Source organism: Duganella sp. SG902, from assembly GCF_013376005.1.
In the GTDB taxonomy this organism is placed as follows: domain Bacteria; phylum Pseudomonadota; class Gammaproteobacteria; order Burkholderiales; family Burkholderiaceae_D; genus Rugamonas.
Genome location: NZ_JABMJK010000025.1, coordinates 15,186 through 34,242, shown reverse-complemented (window position 1 = coordinate 34,242; position 19,057 = coordinate 15,186). Strand labels below are relative to the sequence as shown.

18 protein-coding genes and 2 tRNA genes are annotated in these 19,057 nt (G+C 61.1%); 5 read left to right on the top strand and 15 right to left on the bottom strand.

Annotated features, from left to right (window positions below; genetic code table 11):
- Positions 1 to 21: 21 nt before the first annotated feature.
- Positions 22 to 762 carry a Crp/Fnr family transcriptional regulator gene (locus FHW83_RS29180; protein ID WP_176649868.1) on the top strand — a complete coding sequence of 247 codons (741 nt, stop codon included), beginning with the start codon at positions 22 to 24 and terminating at the stop codon, positions 760 to 762.
- Here the strand turns inward: FHW83_RS29180 and FHW83_RS29175 are convergent.
- From FHW83_RS29175 to FHW83_RS29120, 12 genes are all read right to left on the bottom strand, one after another.
- On the bottom strand, positions 659 to 2,200 hold the full coding sequence (locus tag FHW83_RS29175; protein WP_176649867.1) for a CHASE3 domain-containing protein: 1,542 nt from the start codon (positions 2,198 to 2,200) through the stop codon (positions 659 to 661). The genes FHW83_RS29180 and FHW83_RS29175 overlap by 104 nt on opposite strands.
- 81 nt (positions 2,201 to 2,281) lie before the next feature.
- Positions 2,282 to 2,914, bottom strand: a complete 633-nt coding sequence (locus tag FHW83_RS29170) for a response regulator transcription factor (protein WP_176649866.1) — start codon at positions 2,912 to 2,914, stop codon at positions 2,282 to 2,284.
- Positions 2,915 to 3,052: 138 nt separating this feature from the next.
- Positions 3,053 to 3,460 (bottom strand): MerR family transcriptional regulator, encoded by a 408-nt coding sequence (locus FHW83_RS29165; RefSeq protein ID WP_176649865.1) that lies wholly within the window; start codon positions 3,458 to 3,460, stop codon positions 3,053 to 3,055.
- A 17-nt stretch (positions 3,461 to 3,477) separates the two neighbouring features.
- Positions 3,478 to 3,825 (bottom strand): integration host factor subunit alpha, encoded by a 348-nt coding sequence (locus tag FHW83_RS29160; RefSeq protein WP_019919772.1) that lies wholly within the window; start codon positions 3,823 to 3,825, stop codon positions 3,478 to 3,480.
- A 142-nt stretch (positions 3,826 to 3,967) separates the two neighbouring features.
- A complete protein-coding gene (pheT, locus tag FHW83_RS29155) occupies positions 3,968 to 6,394 on the bottom strand; it encodes a phenylalanine--tRNA ligase subunit beta (protein WP_176649864.1) in 2,427 nt (808 codons plus the stop codon).
- A 108-nt stretch (positions 6,395 to 6,502) separates the two neighbouring features.
- Entirely contained in the window at positions 6,503 to 7,522 is a 1,020-nt protein-coding gene (gene pheS, locus FHW83_RS29150; protein ID WP_176649863.1) for a phenylalanine--tRNA ligase subunit alpha, read from the bottom strand.
- Positions 7,523 to 7,604: 82 nt separating this feature from the next.
- Positions 7,605 to 7,964, bottom strand: a complete 360-nt coding sequence (rplT, locus tag FHW83_RS29145) for a 50S ribosomal protein L20 (RefSeq protein WP_092271776.1) — start codon at positions 7,962 to 7,964, stop codon at positions 7,605 to 7,607.
- A gap of 25 nt (positions 7,965 to 7,989) precedes the next feature.
- On the bottom strand, positions 7,990 to 8,187 hold the full coding sequence (gene rpmI / locus FHW83_RS29140) for a 50S ribosomal protein L35 (RefSeq protein ID WP_056156036.1): 198 nt from the start codon (positions 8,185 to 8,187) through the stop codon (positions 7,990 to 7,992).
- Between the two features lie 278 nt (positions 8,188 to 8,465).
- On the bottom strand, positions 8,466 to 9,005 hold the full coding sequence (gene infC, locus FHW83_RS29135; RefSeq protein ID WP_373997285.1) for a translation initiation factor IF-3: 540 nt from the start codon (positions 9,003 to 9,005) through the stop codon (positions 8,466 to 8,468).
- A 20-nt stretch (positions 9,006 to 9,025) separates the two neighbouring features.
- Positions 9,026 to 10,933, bottom strand: a complete 1,908-nt coding sequence (gene thrS, locus FHW83_RS29130) for a threonine--tRNA ligase (protein ID WP_176649862.1) — start codon at positions 10,931 to 10,933, stop codon at positions 9,026 to 9,028.
- Positions 10,934 to 11,112: 179 nt separating this feature from the next.
- Positions 11,113 to 11,189, bottom strand: a tRNA-Val gene (locus FHW83_RS29125).
- A 37-nt stretch (positions 11,190 to 11,226) separates the two neighbouring features.
- Positions 11,227 to 11,303 (bottom strand) — tRNA-Val (locus FHW83_RS29120).
- A 140-nt stretch (positions 11,304 to 11,443) separates the two neighbouring features.
- Here FHW83_RS29120 and FHW83_RS29115 point away from each other — a divergent pair.
- Genes FHW83_RS29115 through FHW83_RS29105 form a run of 3 tightly spaced genes read left to right on the top strand, consistent with a single transcriptional unit; the run spans position 11,444 to position 14,536 of the window.
- On the top strand, positions 11,444 to 12,367 hold the full coding sequence (locus FHW83_RS29115; RefSeq protein WP_176649861.1) for a cation diffusion facilitator family transporter: 924 nt from the start codon (positions 11,444 to 11,446) through the stop codon (positions 12,365 to 12,367).
- Positions 12,364 to 13,878 carry a hypothetical protein gene (locus FHW83_RS29110; protein ID WP_176649860.1) on the top strand — a complete coding sequence of 505 codons (1,515 nt, stop codon included), beginning with the start codon at positions 12,364 to 12,366 and terminating at the stop codon, positions 13,876 to 13,878. The genes FHW83_RS29115 and FHW83_RS29110 overlap by 4 nt, the downstream gene beginning before the upstream one ends.
- Positions 13,865 to 14,536: a CatA-like O-acetyltransferase gene (locus FHW83_RS29105; RefSeq protein WP_176649859.1), complete on the top strand. Its 672-nt coding sequence runs from the start codon at positions 13,865 to 13,867 to the stop codon at positions 14,534 to 14,536. The genes FHW83_RS29110 and FHW83_RS29105 overlap by 14 nt, the downstream gene beginning before the upstream one ends.
- A gap of 65 nt (positions 14,537 to 14,601) precedes the next feature.
- Here the strand turns inward: FHW83_RS29105 and FHW83_RS29100 are convergent, their stop codons facing one another.
- The 3 genes from FHW83_RS29100 to FHW83_RS29090 are packed head-to-tail and all read right to left on the bottom strand — an operon-like array spanning position 14,602 to position 18,095.
- Positions 14,602 to 16,851: a bifunctional (p)ppGpp synthetase/guanosine-3',5'-bis(diphosphate) 3'-pyrophosphohydrolase gene (locus FHW83_RS29100; RefSeq protein WP_176649858.1), complete on the bottom strand. Its 2,250-nt coding sequence runs from the start codon at positions 16,849 to 16,851 to the stop codon at positions 14,602 to 14,604.
- Between the two features lie 7 nt (positions 16,852 to 16,858).
- Positions 16,859 to 17,209, bottom strand: coding sequence for a RidA family protein (locus FHW83_RS29095; protein ID WP_176649857.1), 351 nt, complete (start codon positions 17,207 to 17,209; stop codon positions 16,859 to 16,861).
- Positions 17,210 to 17,216: 7 nt separating this feature from the next.
- The gene (locus FHW83_RS29090) at positions 17,217 to 18,095 is read right to left on the bottom strand and encodes an alpha/beta fold hydrolase (RefSeq protein ID WP_176649856.1); all 879 of its coding nucleotides are present in this window, start codon (positions 18,093 to 18,095) and stop codon (positions 17,217 to 17,219) included.
- Positions 18,096 to 18,217: 122 nt separating this feature from the next.
- Between FHW83_RS29090 and FHW83_RS29085 the strand changes: the two genes are divergently transcribed.
- The gene (locus FHW83_RS29085) at positions 18,218 to 19,012 is read left to right on the top strand and encodes a 3-hydroxybutyrate dehydrogenase (protein WP_176649855.1); all 795 of its coding nucleotides are present in this window, start codon (positions 18,218 to 18,220) and stop codon (positions 19,010 to 19,012) included.
- Positions 19,013 to 19,057 lie beyond the last annotated feature (45 nt).

Here is a 19,057-nt window from a genome sequence, read left to right as displayed (position 1 = left end):
ACTTGCTTTATGAGGATCACCATGACGACCAAACTCGCGCCCCGCGCCGCCTCCCTAAGCGGCGCCCAGCAGAACGAATTACTTGCCGCCCTGCCGCGCGAAGTACTGGAATCCCTGTTTGAACATCTGGAACTGGTACAACTGCCATTTGGCAAAGAACTGTTTGAATTCGGCACGCAGATGGAATACGTGCACTTCCCCACCACCGCCATCGTCTCGCTGCTGTATGTGATGGAAGACGGCGCCACCACCGAGATCGCGGTGGTCGGCCATGAGGGTGTGGTGGGCGTCTCGCTGTTCGAAGGCGAACGCGCCATGTGCAGCGCCGTGGTGCAGGCGGCCGGCTACGGCTACCGCCTGAAGGCCCAGCATCTGCGCGACGCCTTCGCCAAGGGCGGCTCGCTGCCGGCCCTGCTGATGCGCTACAACACCGCGCTGTTCGCGCAAATGGCGCAGAACGCCGTGGGCGGCCGCCACAGCTCGATCGAACAAAAACTGTGCCGCTGGCTGCTGGACCGCCTCGACCGCTCGCCGTCGAACGCGCTGAAGGTCACCCAGGAAATGATTTCCATCATGCTCGGCGTGCGCCGTGAAAGCATCACCGCCGCCGCCGGCAAGCTGCAGGACGACGGCCTGATCACCTACCGCCGCGGCAACATCACTGTGCTTGATCGCTCAGGCTTGGAGGCGTATGCGGGCGAGTGCTATAAGGTGGCGAAGACGGAGTTTGATCGTCTGCGCGTTGATGTAGCGCGCTGCTGATCACTTCGCTGATGGCCGGCGGCAGCGCGATGCGCTTGTCGGCCTCGGGTGGGCGCTCCCGCAGCGGGATCGCCACCTCGATGCAAGTGCCGGTGTCATTGCGGCCGCGCCGGATGTTCAGCGTGCCGCCCAGCAGCAAGGCCCGTTCGCGCATGCCCAGCAGGCCGTGCGACATCGGCTTGATGATGGTGTCGGAGGCGATGCCGATGCCGTCGTCGATAATCCGCAGCATCAAGCCCTCGCCGTTGCGGTTGAGGGTCACGGTCACCCGGCTGGCCTTGGCGTACTTGCGGATATTGGTCAGCGATTCCTGCACGATACGGAACAAGGCGATCGACAGATCGCCCGAGCGCGGCGTCAGCGCCTCGATCTCGGCCGCCACGTCGCAGTCGCAGCGCACCTGCGACAAGCGGCTGAATTCCTGGCAATAACTCTCGATGGCCGCACACAGGCCCAGGTTGTCCAGCAAGCTCGGGCGCAAATTCTCGACGATGCGGCGTTTCATCTCCACCGTTTCCACCAGCGTGCCGCGCGCGCGCTTGAGCTGCTCGGCCAGTTCCGGATGGGTCTTGCGCAGTTGCTGGGTGACGGCCGCGATATCCATGCTGATCGAGGTCAGGTTGGCGCCCAGCTCGTCATGCAGCTCGCGCGACAAGCGCACCTTCTCCTCCTCGCTGATGCTGATCAGGTGGCGCGACAGCACGGAAAGCTGTTCGGTACGCTGTTGCACGGTCGATTCCAGGTTCTCGTTGGCCGACTGCAGCGCGTGCTCGACCGCCGCGCGGTGCGCGAAACTGCGCCGCACCATCTGGTAGAACATGATCAGCACCAGGATGGCCACCACGTTGATGCCCACCCCCAGCATGACCGCCTTCTGGTATTCCTGGTAGAACATGGCGCTGCGCGCGTTCAGCGTTTCATTCTGCTCCTGCTCCATGATGACCACCAGCAGGCGGATCTCGTCCATGCTGGCGCGGTCGTCGCTGAGCTTGGCGATCTTGACGATTTCCTGCAAGCCGCCGTCACGGTACACGTCCAGCGCCTGGCTCATGATGCTCAGGCGGCGGCGCACCAGCGTGTGCAGCTGCGCCAGGTTCTTCAGCTGCGTCGGACTGTCGGCCAGCAGCTTTTCCAGCTCCCTGAATTCGGTTTCGCTGTCGGCCAGCGCGGTGCGGGTCGGGCCGAGGTAAGCCTCGCGGCCGGACAGGAAATAGCTGCGCATGCTGCTCTCGGCATCCAGCACCAGCACGTTCAGGTATTGCAGGCGGTCGGCCACGCGCGCGGTCTGGCTGAGCAGGACCTGCGCGCCGCGCAGCGCTTGCAAATTATTAAACAGGCTGAAACCGTTGACGATCAGCAGCAGCGCGCAAGTCACGCACAAGAGGGTCTTGTACAGCGGCAAGCGGTGGTGTGGCGCTGTTTCGACGGTGAAATACATCCATTTCCTTCACAGTGTAGGCAGGCAAATTATAGACTGGAAGAAAAATCAGTGCGCTAGCGCACACCGGCAAGCGTGCGCTTAGTCGAGAAGGTTGTTCTTCATCGCATAGTATGTCAGGTCGGAGTTGGACTGCATACCCATCTTTTCCATGATGCGGGTGCGGTAGGTGCTCACGGTTTTGATGCTCAGCGACAACGCCACGCCGATGTCCGACACGGTGGCGCCGCGCGCCAGGCGCAGGAACACCTGGAACTCGCGGTCCGACAGTTCCGTGTGCGGCGCGGTGTTCGGGTCGCGGTCGAAGCTTTGCGCCAGCAGCTCGCCCACCTGCGAACTCACGTAGCGGCGCCCCTGGTACACCGTGCGCACCGCGGTGATCAGCTCGTCGGCCTCGCACTCCTTGTTCAGGTAGCCGTTGGCACCCATTTTGAACAGGTTGAGCGCGTACTGCTGCGCCGGATAACCGGACAGGATCAGGACCGGCAAGTCCGGCTGCCCCTGGCGTATGGTGCGCAAGGTGTCGATGCCGCTCTGATCGGGCATGGCGATATCGAGCAACAGCACGTCGCAAATTTCGCGGCGGGCGATATCCAGCGCCTCGCGGCCGGTACCGGCTTCCGCCACCACCTCGAAGTCATCCGAGGACGAAAAAATCTGTTTAAAGCCTGCTCTTACAATTTGATGGTCGTCACAAATGGCAACGCGTATCATTGTTTCCTCTCGTCGTGCCCGGTCGTGCCGGGCTATCCGCCACCGTGCATCAGCTTGCGCTGATAATCGAATAATATTGAAAGTATAGCAGCAATCATCTCGCCAGCCGCGCTTTGCGCCTGCGGTGCGCGACCCTTTTCAGCCTTGTTTAAGCAGGTCGAGGATGGCCAGCAATTCTGCGCGGATCATTTCGCGATCCAGCGGCGGCAGCTCGGCCGCCGGCGCGCCGTGGTCGGCCGCGCCCGTTTCCTGCCCGGCGCCGGCGTGGCCCCGGCTGTCCAGCTTGTTGCGGGCGCCGCTGATGGTGAAGCCCTGTTCGTACAGCAGCTCGCGGATGCGGCGGATCAGCAGCACCTCGTGGTGCTGATAGTAGCGGCGGTTGCCGCGGCGCTTGACCGGCTTGAGCTGGGTGAACTCCTGTTCCCAGTAACGCAGCACGTGCGGCTTCACGCCGCACAGCTCGCTCACTTCGCCGATCGTGAAGTAGCGCTTGGCCGGAATCGGCGGCAGGACGACCAATTCGGACTTGGCGAGACGATCGTTCATCGCGGCTCAGCTCCGGTTCAGGCGGCGCGCGCCATCGGATTGCTCTCTTCCACCATGCCCTTGAGTTTCTGGCTGGCGTGGAAGGTCACGACGCGGCGCGCCGTGATCGGGATTTCCTCGCCGGTTTTCGGGTTGCGGCCTGGCCGCTGCGGCTTGTCGCGCAGCTGGAAGTTGCCGAAACCGGACAATTTGACGGCTTCGCCACGCTCCAGCGCGTTGCGGATCTCGTCAAAGAAGGTCTCCACCATGTCCTTGGCCTCGCGCTTGTTCAGACCGACCTGCTCGAACAACAGTTCGGCCAGTTCCGCCTTGGTCAGCGTGGGCAAATCTTTTTCCGCATCCTGGCGCACCTTGGCAACCTGCATGGCCCGGTGCAGATCGGCAGCCAATGCGGATTGGAGTACGGCGGAATCAACGTCGTTGTTATTAATTTTCCAGCCCTGCCTTATATCAAAAATGAACAAGTCCGGCACAGGCCGGACTCCCGATTAGTCAAAAATGCAACGCTTACGAGCGCAAGCGCGCGCCATGGTTTTGCCTGGCGGCGTCGCCGGCGGCGGCCATCACAGCCTCCACCACGTCGTCTTGCAGCGTGTTTTGAGTATCTTGCAAGCTAAAGCGGAAAGCAAGCGATTTTTCGTCTGCCTCCAAACCTTTGCCACGATATTCATCAAACAAAACAATGGCTTGCACAATCTTGCCTTGTGGAACCGCTTGCACAGCAGCATTAAATGCGTCCAGCAAATGCTGTGCCGGAACATCTTGCTTGACTACCACAGCCAAGTCGCGGGTTGCGCCCGGGAACTTGGAGATTTCTTCATATTCTGGCACAGGTCGTTGCTGCAAGGCAATCGCCTCGACTTCAAACACCACCGGCGCGTTGGGCAGCTCGTATTTCTGCAGCCAGCGCGGATGCAACTCGCCAATGAAGCCAATCACCTTGCCGTCCAGCAGCACATGGGCCGAACGGCCTGGGTGCAGCGCCGGATGCTCGGCCTTGACGAAGCGCAGCTGCAGCGGCGCGAACAGATGCTCGAGGTCAGCCTTGACGTCGAAGAAATCGACCGCGCGGGTGGCCTGGCCCCACTGCTCGTCCGCCACGCTGCCGTAGGCGATGCCGGCCACGCGCTTAGGCTGGTGGTAACCGGCCACGGTCAGCGGGCCGTCGGCCACGCTGTCGTCGCGCTGGTAGATGGCGCCGATTTCAAACGCGCGCACGCGGTTGGTCTTGCGGTTCAGGTTGTAACGGACGTTGGCCACCAGACTGCCGACCAGGGTCGAACGCATCACGCTCAGCTGGCTGGCGATCGGGTTTTGCAGCTTGATCGGGTTGCTGTTGCCGGCGAAGTCCTGCTCCCAGGCGGCTTCCACAAAGCTCATGTTGACCACTTCCTGGTAGCCCAGATCGGCCAGCTGGTGGCGCACCGCGAACAGCGAACGGGTGTTCTCCGGCGCGATGATCATGGTGTTGGCCGCCACCGGCGCCACAGTCGGGATGTTCTCGAAGCCGTACACGCGAGCCACTTCCTCGATCAGGTCTTCCTCGATCTCGATGTCGAAGCGGTACGACGGCGCGGTCACCGAGAACACGCCATCCTCCAGCGTGAACGGCAGCGCCAGGCGGGTGAAGATGTCGCCAATCACCTTGTCGTCCAGCGCCACGCCAATGACTTTCTGCGCGCGCGCGGTGCGCATCTTGACCGGCTCGCGCTGCGGTACGTTGACGATCTGGTCGTCCACCGGGCCCACTTGCGTGTTCGGCGTGCCGCAGATTTCCACCAGCAGCGAGGTGATGCGCTCAATGTGTTCGACGGTGGTGGCGTAGTCGACGCCACGCTCGAAACGGTGCGCCGCGTCGGTCGAGAAGTTGTACTTGCGGGCGCGGCCCTGGATGGCGTTCGGCCACCAGAATGCGGCTTCCAGGTAGATCGATTCGGTTTCCAGCGACACGGCGGTGGCGTCGCCGCCCATGATGCCGGCCAGCGACTCGATTTCCTTGTCGTCGGCGATCACGCCGACCCACTCGTCGATCTCGATAGTGTTACCGTTCAGCAGCTTGAGCGATTCGCCCTTGCGGCCCCAGCGCACGTCCAGGCCGCCGTGGATCTTGGCCAGGTCGAACACGTGGGTCGGACGGCCCAGTTCCAGCATCACGTAGTTGGAGATGTCCACCAGCGCCGACACCGAGCGCTGGCCGCTGCGCTCCAGGCGCTGCTTCATCCAGTCGGGCGTGGCGGCCTTGGCGTTCAGGTTGCGGATCACGCGGCCCGAGAAACGGCCGCACAGGTCCGGCGCCGAAATTTTCACCGGCAGTTTTTCGTCAAGATTGACGGCCACCGGACGGAAGGTCGGCGCGTTCAGCGGCACGCCGGTCAGAGCCGACACTTCGCGTGCCACACCCAGCACCGACAGGCAGTCCGCTTTGTTCGGGGTCAGCTTGATGGTGAACTTGAGGTCGTTCAGCGCGTAGTAGTCGCGGAAGTTCTTGCCGACCGGGGCGTCGTCCGGCAGTTCCAGCAGGCCGCTGCCCTCTTCCGACAGTTTCAGTTCCTTGGCCGAGCACAGCATGCCTTGCGACTCGACGCCGCGCAGCTGGCCGACCTTGATTTCAAACGGCTTGCCATCGGCGCCCGGCGGCAGCACGGCGCCGGCCATGGCGCACACCACTTTCAGGCCCGGGCGCACGTTGGGCGCGCCGCAGACGATGTTGAGCAAGGTGCCGGTGCCGACGTCCACCTGGCAGACGTTCAGGCGATCGGCGTTCGGGTGCTTCATCATTTCGCGCACGTGGCCGACCACCACGTTGGAGAACGGCGGCGCGACAGGTTCCACTTCTTCCACTTCCAGGCCGGACATCGTCAGCAGATGGGCCAGTTCATCCGAAGTCATCTTCGGATCGACCATGGTACGCAGCCAATTTTCAGAGAATTGCATAATCAAACCTTTAGTTATCGTTTGCGCGTCGTACCGGCGCACGCCGGTACCCATGGAACGCATGCTCAGCATGGGTCCCGGCGTTCGCCGGGACGACGGTGGTGTCCGTTAGTTGAACTGCTTCAGGAAACGCAGATCGCCTTCGTAGAACAGGCGCAGGTCGTTGATCCCGTAGCGCAGCATGGTCAGGCGCTCCAGGCCGGAGCCGAACGCGAAACCAATGTACTTCTCAGGGTCCAGGCCAAAATTGCGCACCACCGTCGGGTGCACCTGGCCCGAGCCGGACACTTCCAGCCAGCGGCCCTTGAGCGGACCCGAGCCGAACGCGATGTCGATCTCGGCCGACGGCTCGGTGAACGGGAAGTACGATGGACGGAAGCGCACCTGCAGATCGTCGGTCTCGAAGAAGGCCTTGACGAAGTTCAGGTACACGCCCTTGAGGTCAGCAAAGCTGATGTTCTCGGCGATCCACAGGCCTTCCACCTGGTGAAACATAGGCGAATGGGTGGCGTCGCTGTCGACGCGGTAGGTACGGCCCGGCGCGATCACCTTGATCGGCGGCTTGTTGTTGCGCGCATAGCGCACCTGCATCGGCGAGGTGTGGGTACGCAGCAGCAGTGGCTTGCCCTGGCTGTCGTTGCCCTCGATGTAGAAGGTGTCCTGCATGGAACGCGCAGGATGGTTTTCCGGGCTGTTCAGCGCGGTAAAGTTGGTCCAGTCGGTCTCGATTTCCGGGCCGTCGGCCACGTCGAAACCGATCGAGCGGAAGATCGCTTCCACCCGCTCCCAGGTACGCATCACCGGGTGGATACCGCCGCCGGCGCGACCGCGGCCAGGCAGCGAGACGTCAATCGCCTCGGCGTTCAAACGGGCTTGCAGCTGGGCTTCGGCCAGCGCATCACGGCGCGCGGTCAGCGCGGCTTCGATCTGCTGCTTGGCGGCGTTGATCAGCGCACCCTGCGCCTTCTTGGCGTCCGGGTCGAGCTTGCCCAGGCCCTTCATCAATTCGGTAATCTGGCCGGTCTTGCCCAGGTATTTGGCTTTGGCGTTTTCCAGTGCGGCGGCGTCGTCTTTGGCCGCGTCGAAATCCTGCACTGCTGAGGCGACGAGTTGTTCCAGGGAGTCCATGCGTTTTTCTTATCCTTGAATCAAAAACGGGGCACAGGTTTGACCCTTGCCCCGTTCTTTGGCGTAAATCCGCGCTTAAAAATTAAGCAGCGATTTTAGCTTTAACGACGTTGACAATCGCAGCGAACGCTGGCTTGTCCATCACTGCCATATCGGCCAGGACTTTACGGTCCAGTTCGATCGAAGCTTTCTTCAGACCGTTCATGAATGCGCTGTAGGTAACGCCGTGCTCACGGGAAGCGGCGTTAATACGAGCGATCCACAGGCGGCGGAAGACGCGCTTCTTGTTACGACGGTCGCGGTAGGCGTACTGGCCAGCGCGCATCACTGCTTGCTTGGCAATACGGTATACCTTGCTGCGACGGCCGCGATAGCCTTTGGCCAGGTTCAGTACTTTTTTATGACGGGCACGCGCAGTAACCCCACGTTTTACTCGAGGCATAGTAGCTCCTTAAATGAGTGTGAGATTAAGCGGATGGCATCATTGCGTAGACGCGCTGGACGTCGGTCGCATCGATGTTACGGGTGCCGCGCAGTTGACGCTTGTTCTTGGTCGTCTTCTTGGTCAGGATGTGGCGTTTGAAAGCCATACCCGATTTAACGGTACCACCTGGACGCACGCGAAAACGCTTTTTCGCGGAGCTCTTGGTTTTCATTTTTGGCATAGATATTCTGCCCTCTCGGACAGCTCCTATTAAACAGGATTACAGGTGGTGACCCAGTGTCACGCTTAGATGCCTGCTCTCACTTGTTTGTGCAGCGGATGCGAGTCCACTACATTTACTACAGCCGAATAGTATAACTCAGAATGTGAGGAATGTGAACTTGAAATTCAGCGGCCCAAAAACGTCATTCCCGCGAAGGCGGGAATCCATGCTGAGCGTGCGGGCACGCGTTCTATGGATTCCCGCCTGCGCGGGAATGACGGGGTATTGCTAACTTATTATTTCTTTTTCTTCGGCGCCAGCACCATGATCATCTGGCGGCCTTCCATCTTGGGGAACTGCTCGACCTGGCCATGCGGCTCCAGGTCGGCTTTCAGGCGTTCCAGCATACGGAAACCAATATCCTGGTGCGCCATCTCGCGGCCACGGAAGCGCAGGGTGATCTTGGTTTTGTCACCGTCTTCCAAGAACTTGATCAGGTTACGCAGCTTGATATTGTAGTCGCCGTCATCGGTGCCCGGACGGAATTTGACTTCCTTCACGGAGATGACTTTCTGCTTCAATTTCGCTTCGTGAGCCTTTTTCTGCTCCGAATACTTGAATTTGCCGTAGTCCATCAGACGGCAGACCGGCGGGACCGCGTTCGGCGCGATCTCAACCAGGTCGACGTCCGCCGCTTCCGCCAGGCGGAAGGCTTCGGCCAAAGTCACGATACCGAGCGGCTCGTTATCGACCCCAGTTAAACGCATTTCAGGGGCAGTGATTTCGCCATTGATGCGATGCGACTTGTCAGTAGCTATGGTGATTCCTTTTAAAATCTAATGAAATGCCAGTGCGATCAGGCCTTGTTGGCGACGTCTTGCTGAAGTCGCTCTATCAGGGCGTCGACGGACATGACGCCCAGATCGACATTGCCCCGTGCCCGCACGGCGACGGTGTTGGCATCCCGTTCTTTGTCGCCCACCACGAGGATGTACGGCAGTTTTTGGACGGAATGTTCGCGTATTTTATAGTTTATTTTCTCGTTGCGCAAATCGGTCTGTACGCGGAACCCGCTGCGGCGCAGCTTTTCAGCCACTTGCTGCACGTAGTCGGCCTGCGCATCCGAGATGTTCAGCACCGACACCTGCACCGGCGCCAGCCAGGCCGGCAGCGCGCCGGCATAGTTCTCGATCAGGATGCCGATGAAACGCTCCATCGAACCGACGATCGCACGGTGCAGCATGACCGGCACCTGGCGGGTGTTGTCGGCCGCCACGTACTCGGCCCCCAGGCGCTCCGGCATGAAGAAGTCGACCTGCATGGTGCCGACCTGCCATGGGCGGCCCAGCGAATCCTTCAGGTGGTACTCGATCTTCGGACCGTAGAACGCGCCCTCGCCCGGCAGCTCGGTCCAGGTCACGCCGCAGGCGCGCAGGCCGGCGCGCAGCGCTTCTTCAGCCTCGTCCCAGATGGTGTCGGAACCGATGCGGTTGTCCGGGCGCAGCGCCAGCTTGACTTCGATATTGTGGAAGTGGAAATCCGAATACACTTCCATCGCTTGCGTGTGGAAAGCCACCACTTCCGGCTGGATCTGCTCGTGGGTGCAGAAGATGTGGCCATCATCCTGGGTGAAGCCGCGCACGCGCATGATGCCGTGCAGCGCGCCCGAGGGCTCGTTGCGGTGGCATTGACCGAATTCGCCGTAGCGCAGCGGCAGGTCGCGGTACGAACGCATATTGCTGTTGAAGATCTGCACGTGGCCCGGGCAGTTCATCGGCTTCAGCGCGTACGAGCGGTTTTCCGACTCCGTCACGAACATGTTTTCGCGGTAGTTGTCCCAGTGGCCGGTCTTGCCCCACAGGCTGGCGTCCAGAATTTGCGGCGCCTTCACTTCCTGATAGCCGTTGACCTGGTACTTGTTGCGCATGTACTGCTCCACCTGTTGCCAGATGGTCCAGCCTTTCGGATGCCAGAACACCAGGCCCGGCGCCTCGTCCTGGAAGTGGAAGAAGTCCAACTGCTTGCCCAGCTTGCGGTGGTCGCGCTTTTCCGCTTCTTCCAGCATGTGCAGGTACTGTTCCTGGTCTTCCTTCTTGGTCCAGGCGGTGCCGTACACGCGCTGCAGCATTTCATTCTTGCTGTCGCCGCGCCAGTAGGCGCCGGCCAGCTTCATCAGCTTGAAGACTTTCAGCTTGCCGGTCGATGGCACGTGCGGGCCGCGGCACAGGTCGGTGAAGTTGCCTTCGCTGTACAGGGACACATCTTCATTGGCCGGAATCGAAGCGATGATTTCAGCCTTGTAGTTCTCACCGATCGACTTGAAGTACGCAACGGCCTCGTCGCGCGGCAGCACCTTGCGGGTGACCGGCTCATCCTTCTTGGCCAGCTCGGCCATTTTCTTTTCGATGGCGGCCAGATCGTCAGGCGTGAACGGGCGCTTGTACGAGAAGTCATAGTAGAAGCCGTTTTCGATCACCGGGCCGATGGTCACCTGCGCGTCCGGGAACAGCTCCTTGACGGCGTAGGCCAGCAAGTGCGCGGTCGAGTGGCGGATCACGTCCAGACCTTCCGGGTCTTTATCGGTAACGATGGACAGGTCGACGTTCTTGTCGATCAGGTAAGAAGTATCCACAACTTTGCCATCGACCTTGCCGGCCAGTGCGGCCTTGCCGAGGCTGGTGGCGATGCTGGACGCCACTTGGGCCACGGTAACCGGGCCGTCGAATTCGCGGGCGGAACCATCAGGAAGGCGAACTGAAATCATAGTGATCTCCGGAGATTGAAAACGATGTTGGAAAAATTTGGACGAAAAAAAACGCGGGCTAGCCGCGTTTTTCTCTTTTTGACAAGCAAAAGAATCCCGTTGACTAGCGTCACTCCCAAAGCTTGGTAGTAGTTCGCGGTGTCATAACCGTGATTGCCTTTCTCGCTCTTACAGATGTCTGGTGGGCGGTGAGGAATTCGAATCCCCGACCCCTTGGATGTCGACCAAGTATTCTAACCAGCTGAACTAACCGCCCGTGGGTACTGCTTTAAATTTTACTTTACTACGAATTCTGGTGGGCGGTGAGGAATTCGAATCCCCGACCCCTTGGATGTCGACCAAGTATTCTAACCAGCTGAACTAACCGCCCGAAGACCAGCATTATAGAGAGCGATCCGAAGAAAAACAAGGGTAATCATGGGAAACATTTCTATTTCTCCTATGAGAACCGCAAAGCAGGGGTTACTGGCTTGCATTAAACTGTGGTTATTCCCACTCGACGCGCCGCTTATGCAAGCCGACACATCCCCTTCCGCCCACCTGCACGAACATCGCGACGGCGATGCCCACTACCAGCACTACACCGTCCAGCGCAGCCAGTCGGTGCTGGCGTGGTCGCTGGCGCTGACGCTGGGTTTTGCGGTGGTGGAAGTGGTGACCGGTTTCATGTCCAACTCGCTGGCGCTGATTTCCGATGCCGGCCACATGGTGACCGATGCCGCCGCGCTGGGCCTGGCCTTGCTGGCGCAGATCATCGCCAAGCGCCCGCCTTCCGCGCGCCACTCCTTCGGCTTCGGCCGCGCCGAGGCGCTGGCCGCGTTCGTCAACAGCCTGGTGCTGTTGCTGCTGGTGGGTTGGATCACCTATGAGGCCATCAGCCGCTTCACCCATCCGGAACAAGTGCACGGCGCCACGGTGTTTGTGGTGGCCGCGCTGGGCCTGGTGATCAACTTGGTGCTGGCATGGATGCTCTCGCGCGGCGACAGCAATATGAACACCCGCGCGGCGCTGGTCAACGTGCTGGGCGACCTGCTGGGCTCGGTGGCGGCACTGGTATCGGGCGCGGTGATCTACTACACCGGCTGGATGCAGATCGACCCGCTGCTGTCGCTGTTCGTGGCGCTGCTGATCCTGAAATCCACCGTCGGCGTGCTGCGCGAGTCCTACCATTTCCTGATGGGGGGCGTACCCGAGCAGATCGACTACGTGAAGGTGGGTGCCGATCTGGAGCGGCTGGACGGCATCTGCTCCGTCCACGACCTGCATGTCTGGGACATGTCGCCCGGCCAGCCGGCCCTGATCGGCCACGTCGAAATCACCGACCTGGCGCACTGGCCGGATATCCTGCACAACATCAAAGCCATGCTGCTGGAAAAGCACGGTATCGACCACATCACTTTACAAGCCGAAGTCGCCGCGCGGGCAAAGCCATGAGGTTTGCGATTGCCTTAGTAGCCGCTCTATTATTTGACAATGCGGCTATCGCCTGCTCCTGCCTGCCATCACATCAGTCAGGCTTCGTGCATGCAAAGCTGACCCATCTGCCTGCAAACGCGCGCGGCGTCTTGTTCCTGCCGCCACCATTGGCACTTGAATACCTGGGCCATGACGACGACGGAATCCTATACAGCGGAGAAGTCAGCCCAATTTCGCCATCGGCATTCAGCATCACATCGAACACGCAGCCAGACTCCCTGCCAGTCGCATTTTCATGGCCTGATTTTGAGCAGCGCGAAGAACCAGGAATGAATGGCAGACGCTCGTATCGCTTCGCCCACACAGCGGACGAACAGCAATACCGGCGAGCCAAAAAACGTCCTTCGGTAAGCACGCTGATGCACCAAGGGAAGCTCGTCGACATCACCAAACTACGCCATGAGGCCCGGCGATTGATGCGCGTCGCGCCAGTGGACGGTTTCAAGCCGGGCCGCCAATACAAAATCAGCTACAACAAGAAGAGTTCAGGCTGGGCGTACGCGAAGGAAGTTCAAGTCACCATCGACAATGCTGTATTGACAGAGGCAGACCTCAATTTCCAGCTGCAGCTGACCGGTCAGCCGCGGCAGCAAATGCTACCCCTGATGACCGGTCAGGGGAGTTGCGGCCGCCCGCAGCCAGCAATCGTTCAGGAGTTCAGCTTTACTTTGCCTGACACTCTGCAAACCTATAGCGATGGCGTCACGTACTTCTCAGAATCGCGTCGCGTCCCTGATGGCAAGTACACAGAAGTACGCTACGAGCCATCCATTTGCGATGAACGCGATTTTGGCGCCACAGCCAGCGGGAACGGGAAAGATCTGATCTACACGGACTGCGACATTACCGACGGTCCGCGCACGCTACGTGGCTGGGCCGGTTTTCTGGAGGTGGAAGATAAACTGCGCTTGGCAGGCACCGAAGAAATTAACCTGGCCAGCGCAAGCGGAAATGTCTGCGCCGGCTTCAACATGCTGACGAAAGCGCTGTTCCAGCGTGACAAGCAAAAAATTCGTGACATCGCCTGCGCCATGCCGCTGCGATACGACGGTGAGTACTTCTCCCCGCCCGGAGGCGCGCCGCACAGCATCGACCCGGCAGACCTGCCAGCGCTAAAAGACCTATTCCAGTTCAGCGAGGAAGGCGATGCCGAGGACCGGCGCTGCGTGCGACGCGTATTGTGGCGACTCATCATCGAGGCGCCTACAGCCGCACAAACTGGCGCCGACAAGCTAGGCGAACTGCTGGCCAGCTTACCGCCCGACGAGCTAGAGCATAAAATACTCAACATACATGAACTGCTTGGCGAACTGGATACGCTCACAGATCGCAAAGACGCCGAACAACGCCTGAGCGCACTGGTCAGGCCATTACTGCCGGCGCTGCGCGAAACCGCCAAATTTAAAACCCCCGCCGCGAAAGCGGCCCGCGCCATCCTTAACCGTAGCAACACTCATGCAAAATTTTGAAAAACGCCGCGACCGGTACGAGGCTTTTGCGTCGTTCGAAAAACCACTCGTCAACCTGAGCTTTGAGCTGGAGGTGCCGGAGTTCCGGCCTTTCTGCAAGGAACATGGGTTGCCGCCGTTTCATTTCTTCCTGTACCACGTGCTGCACGCGCTGGAGGGCATCGACAACTTCATGTACCGCGTCCACAAGGGCGAGGTGATCAAGATTAAGGATTTCTGGGCGTCATACACGGTCATCAATCAGGATCAGAATCTGAACTTTGCGCGCTTTGAGATGACGCCGGATTTGCAGGCGTTTATCGCCCGCAGTGTGGAGGCGAAGAAGGTGGCGGAGGTCAGCACCAGGATCATCAACAGGTCGGAAGACTTGAGCGATTACGATAAGCGCCGCAATATCCACATCACCTGCATGCCGTGGCTGAAGCTGACGTCGATCGAGCATCCGATTTATGAGCACAAGGATTACGATATTCCATCGCTGGCGTGGGGCCGTTTCTGCGATCCGCGTGAGGATGGCAAGCTAACGGTGACGATGTCGGTGCAGGCGCACCACGGCTTCGTGGACGGCTATCACATCCACCTGCTGGCGCAGTCCATCGCCACCCGTATCGCCAACACCATGGACGGTCGTCATTCCGGCGAAGGCCGGAATCCATAGAACGCAAGCGCAAACACGGCTCACATGTTCTATGGGTTCCCGCCTTCGCGGGAACGACGGTGGGGCTAGGCGCGGCGGGCTTCCTGCACGCCGGTGACTTCGGAGATGGCGCTGAGTGCCTTGTGCAGCTGCGCCGTGGCGCCGATTTCGGCGGTGAAGGTCATGCGCGCGAAGCCTTTGGCCGACTGGGTGTTCACGCCAATCACGTTGATTTTCTCGCGCGAGAAAATCTCCGAGATGTCGCGCAGCAGCCCCTGGCGGTCGTTCGCCAGGATGAAGATGTCGACCGGGTAGACCGTATCCGACCCAGCCCGCCCCCACTCCGTCACAATCACCCGCTCCGGCGCCTTGGCGCGCATTTCCGCGAAGTTCTTGCAGGTCGCGCGGTGGATCGACACACCCTTGCCGCGCGTGACGAAACCAACGATGCCATCCGGCGGCGCCGGCTTGCAGCACTTGGCCAACTGCGTCATCAGGCCATCCGTGCCCACCACCAACACCCCCGACTTGGCGCCCTGCTCCACGCTCGACGCCCGGCTCTTGCCGAGGAACACCTCATCCACCGGCCCGCTCGGCTCGCCACTGTCGTGCAGCGCGTTTTCGATCGCGCGCAGGCTGAATTCATCCTTGCCCACCGACAGGAACAAGTCATCGACCTTGGCGAAGCCCAGCTTGTTGGCCAGCGCCTCCAGGTTGACGGCGGTCTTGCCCTCGCGCTGCAAGGTCTTTTCCACCACCGCCCGGCCGTGCGACAACGTCTCCTGCATGTCGATCGCATGGAACCAGGCGCGGATCTTGGAGCGCGTGCGCGTCGCCACCGTGTACTCGTCGCTGAGCCAGTCGCGCGACGGCCCCGCCGTGCCCGGCGCACCTTTGGCGGTGATGATTTCGCAGGTCTGGCCGTTTTTCAGCGGGGTGTTCAGCGGCACCATCACGCCATCCACGCGCGCGCCGCGGCAACGGTGGCCAACGTCGCTGTGCAGGTGGTAGGCAAAGTCCACCGGGGTCGCGCCGACCGGCAGTTCGATCACGCGCGCCTGCGGCGTCAGCACGAAGATGCGGTCGTCCAGCGCGGCGGCCTTCAGCTTTTCCACCCATTCGCGCTGCTGCTCTTCCTCGCCCACCACGGCATCGGCCACGTCGGTTTTCCAAGCCAGCAGCTGGCGCAGCCAGGCGATCTTCTCGTCGTACTGCTGCGCGGTGAAGGTGGAGCCGCCGGTTTCCTTGTAGCGCCAGTGCGCCGCCACGCCGTATTCGGCGAAGCTGTGCATGTCCTGCGTGCGGATCTGCACTTCCAGCGGACGGCCGTCTTCCGCCGTCACCACCGTGTGCAGCGACTGGTAGCCGTTCGGCTTGGGGCGCGAGATGTAGTCGTCGAACTCCTTCGGAATCGGCGTCCAGATGTTGTGCACCACGCCCAGCACGGTGTAGCAGGTCTTCACGTCGGCCACGATCACGCGGAAGGCTCGCACGTCGTACAGGTCGGTGAAGTCCAGCTCCTTGCCCTTCATCTTGCTCCAGATGGAGTAGATGTGCTTGGGACGGCCAAACACTTCTGCCTTGATGCCGGCCGCCGCCATCTCCGACTGCAGGCGCTCGATCGCGCTGGAGACGAAACCTTCGCGCATCAGGCGCTTTTCTTCCAGCATCTTGGCGATGCGCTTGTAGGTCTCCGGCTCGATGAAGCGGAACGACAAGTCCTCCAGCTCCCACTTCAACTGCCAGATGCCGAGACGGTTGGCCAGCGGCGCGTACAGATCCAGCGTCTCGCGCCCGTAGGCGCAGGTCATGTCGTTGAACAGCTTGATGTCGGCGAAGTAACGCAGCGTGGTCACGCACGACGCCAGCCGCACCAGCACCACGCGCATGTCGGAAGCCATGGCCAGCAGCATCTTGCGCAGGGTTTCCACCTGGGCCACCGCCAGTTGCGCGGCGTTGCGGCCGCGCCCGGCGGCCGGCGCGTTCTGGGTCTGGGTCAGTTCGCGCAGACGGATCAATTGGCGCACGCCGGCCACCAAATCGTTGACACCCTGGCCAAAACGCGGCTCGATGATCGGCGCCTGCTCCGTGTCCAGCACGGTCAGCTCGAACATCAGGCCGGCGATGCGGGTTTCAACGTCGGTGTTCAAGGACGCCAGCGTGCCGGCCGCGCCGACCGCAAACTCGAACGCCGGCTGGCCGCTGCTGCAGGTCTTGCCGGCGTACGCCGTTTCGGCGAATTCCAGCGCCGCCAGCATGCGGGCGCTGTCGTCGGCGGACAGGCCGTGAACCAGCTGCTCGGACGTCGCGCTGTTGAGCGCAGTGGTGGAAACCATGTTGCTCCTAGCGCTGCGCGGCGACGACGACGATTTCGACCAGCACCTTCGGATCGAACAGCTTGGCTTCCACGGTGGCGCGCGGCGGCGTGTGGCCCTGCGGCACCCACGCGTCCCACTCCTCGTTCATGCCTGGGAAGTCGGCCATGTCCTTGAGGTAGATGGTGCAGCTCAGGATGCAGGTCTTGTCGCTGCCCGCCTCCGCCAGCAGGCGGTCGACATGCGCCAGCACTTCGCGCGTCTGGCCCTTGATGTCGGCCGAATAGTCATCCGGAATCTGGCCGGCCAGGTACACGGTGTTGTTGTGAATAGCTACTTCGGACAGGCGCTTGCCCACGTGTAGTCGTTTGATTTCCATACTCTTCTTAACCTAACAGGAATTGCTTTGCTATGGCGATTTGATCGTCGTGAATAAAGGTTGGCGCGTGGCCCACGTTCGGGATTTCCACCAGCGTGGCCTTCGGGCCGCGCTCGGTCATCAGCCTGGCCGTTTCCGGCGACAGCAGGTCGGACTCGGCGCCGCGCACCAGCAGCGTCGGGCACTGGATGGCCTCGTACGCGGCCCACAGCATGGCCTGGTCGGCATCGGCCGATTCCGGCGTGGCCGAGCGGAACGGCAGCGCCAGCCCCATGTCGTAGTGGCGCACCCACTTGCCGTCCTTGTCCTGGCGCAGCACGTCGGTGGCCAGCTTGTGCCACTCCTGTTCGGTATGCTCGCCGAACGACAGCGACACGTCGCGGATGAATTTGGCGCCATCTTCAAAGCTGTCGAAGCGCAAGTCCTGGCCGATGTAATCGCCGATGCGCTGCAGCGCCTGCGGCGCCAGCACCGGGCCGATATCGTTGAGCACCAGCTTGCGGATCGGGTTGCCCGGCAGCGAGGCCAGGCCCATGCCGATCAGGCCGCCCATCGAGGTGCCGAACCAGTCCACCTTCTGACTTTCGGCGTCTGGCAGCACGCGCGCCAGCAAGGTTACGATATCGCTGACATACTGCGGTATGCGGTACAGCTGTGGATTCTTCAGCCAGTCGGAACGGCCGCGGCCCACGATGTCCGGACAGATGACGCGGTAGTCGCCGGCCAGCGCCCGCGCCATGTTGTCGAAGTCGTCGCTGACGCGGGTGACGCCGTGCACGCAGACCAGCACGTTCGGGTTGCTCTCATCGCCCCACTCCTTGTAGGCCATGCGATGCAGGCCGGCCAAGGAGAGGCACTGAACAGACTTTATTTTTGCTTGGAGCATGCGGCCTTCCTTATCGGTTCATGTAATGATGTAGCTAAAAACACCATTTTACCGCGTTGTGACAAAATCCTACCGAAGTGTAGCGCAGCGCCCCCTCAATCACCAACCCTATAGAGGACAGTATGGCAAACAAAACTTTGAGCGGTAAAACCGCGTTGGTTACCGGTTCGACTTCCGGCATTGGTTTGGGCATCGCCCGTTCGCTGGCGGCGGAAGGCGCCAACGTGCTGTTGAACGGTTTTGGCGACGCCAAGGAGATCGAGCAGTTGCAGGCCGACCTGGCCAAGGAATTCGGCGTGCAGGTGGCCTATCACAACGCCGACATGACCAAGCCGGCCGAGATCGAGGCGATGATCAAGTTCGCCGGCGACAAGTTCGGCGGGGTCGATGTGCTGGTCAATAACGCCGGCATCCAGTACGTGGCCAACGTCGAGGATTTCCCGGTCGAGAAATGGGACGCCATCATCGCCATCAACCTGACCTCGGCCTTCCACACCTCGCGCCTGGTGCTGCCGCGCATGCGCGCCAACAACTGGGGCCGCATCATCAACCTGGCCTCGACCCACGGCCTGGTGGCCTCGGCCGGCAAGTCGGCCTACGTGGCGGCCAAGCACGGCCTGCTCGGCCTGACCAAGGCCAACGCGCTGGAGACCGCCACCACCGGCATCACCGTCAACGCCATCTGCCCCGGCTTCGTGCTGACGCCGCTGGTGCAAAAACAGGTGGACGACCGCGCCGCCAAAGACGGCATCAGCAACGAGCAGGCCAAGAAGGCGCTGCTGGCCGACAAGCAGCCAGCCGGCGAGTTCGTCACGCCGGAGGAACTGGGCGCGCTGGCCGTGTTCCTGTGCTCGGACGCGGCCAAGCAGGTCCGCGGCGTCGCCTGGAATATGGACGGCGGCTGGGTCGCCCAGTAAGGGACCGCTTTGAAGCAATCCCGCTAAGTAGAATCCCTTACCAAA

Excerpts from the sequence above, each read along its gene's own strand:
- pheT (WP_176649864.1), bottom strand. The coding sequence starts at position 6,394 with ATGCAATTCTCTGAAAATTGGCTGCGTACCATGGTCGATCCGAAGATG.
- FHW83_RS29165 (WP_176649865.1), bottom strand. The coding sequence starts at position 3,460 with ATGAACGATCGTCTCGCCAAGTCCGAATTGGTCGTCCTGCCGCCGATT.
- FHW83_RS29170 (WP_176649866.1), bottom strand. The coding sequence starts at position 2,914 with ATGATACGCGTTGCCATTTGTGACGACCATCAAATTGTAAGAGCAGGC.
- FHW83_RS29175 (WP_176649867.1), bottom strand. The coding sequence starts at position 2,200 with ATGTATTTCACCGTCGAAACAGCGCCACACCACCGCTTGCCGCTGTAC.
- pheS (WP_176649863.1), bottom strand. The coding sequence starts at position 7,522 with ATGGACTCCCTGGAACAACTCGTCGCCTCAGCAGTGCAGGATTTCGAC.
- rplT (WP_092271776.1), bottom strand. The coding sequence starts at position 7,964 with ATGCCTCGAGTAAAACGTGGGGTTACTGCGCGTGCCCGTCATAAAAAA.
- FHW83_RS29090 (WP_176649856.1), bottom strand. The coding sequence starts at position 18,095 with ATGCTCCAAGCAAAAATAAAGTCTGTTCAGTGCCTCTCCTTGGCCGGC.
- FHW83_RS29180 (WP_176649868.1), top strand. The coding sequence starts at position 22 with ATGACGACCAAACTCGCGCCCCGCGCCGCCTCCCTAAGCGGCGCCCAG.
- FHW83_RS29095 (WP_176649857.1), bottom strand. The coding sequence starts at position 17,209 with ATGGAAATCAAACGACTACACGTGGGCAAGCGCCTGTCCGAAGTAGCT.
- rpmI (WP_056156036.1), bottom strand. The coding sequence starts at position 8,187 with ATGCCAAAAATGAAAACCAAGAGCTCCGCGAAAAAGCGTTTTCGCGTG.
- FHW83_RS29110 (WP_176649860.1), top strand. The coding sequence starts at position 12,364 with ATGAGGTTTGCGATTGCCTTAGTAGCCGCTCTATTATTTGACAATGCG.
- FHW83_RS29100 (WP_176649858.1), bottom strand. The coding sequence starts at position 16,851 with ATGGTTTCCACCACTGCGCTCAACAGCGCGACGTCCGAGCAGCTGGTT.
- FHW83_RS29160 (WP_019919772.1), bottom strand. The coding sequence starts at position 3,825 with ATGCAGGTTGCCAAGGTGCGCCAGGATGCGGAAAAAGATTTGCCCACG.
- FHW83_RS29115 (WP_176649861.1), top strand. The coding sequence starts at position 11,444 with ATGCAAGCCGACACATCCCCTTCCGCCCACCTGCACGAACATCGCGAC.
- thrS (WP_176649862.1), bottom strand. The coding sequence starts at position 10,933 with ATGATTTCAGTTCGCCTTCCTGATGGTTCCGCCCGCGAATTCGACGGC.
- FHW83_RS29105 (WP_176649859.1), top strand. The coding sequence starts at position 13,865 with ATGCAAAATTTTGAAAAACGCCGCGACCGGTACGAGGCTTTTGCGTCG.
- FHW83_RS29085 (WP_176649855.1), top strand. The coding sequence starts at position 18,218 with ATGGCAAACAAAACTTTGAGCGGTAAAACCGCGTTGGTTACCGGTTCG.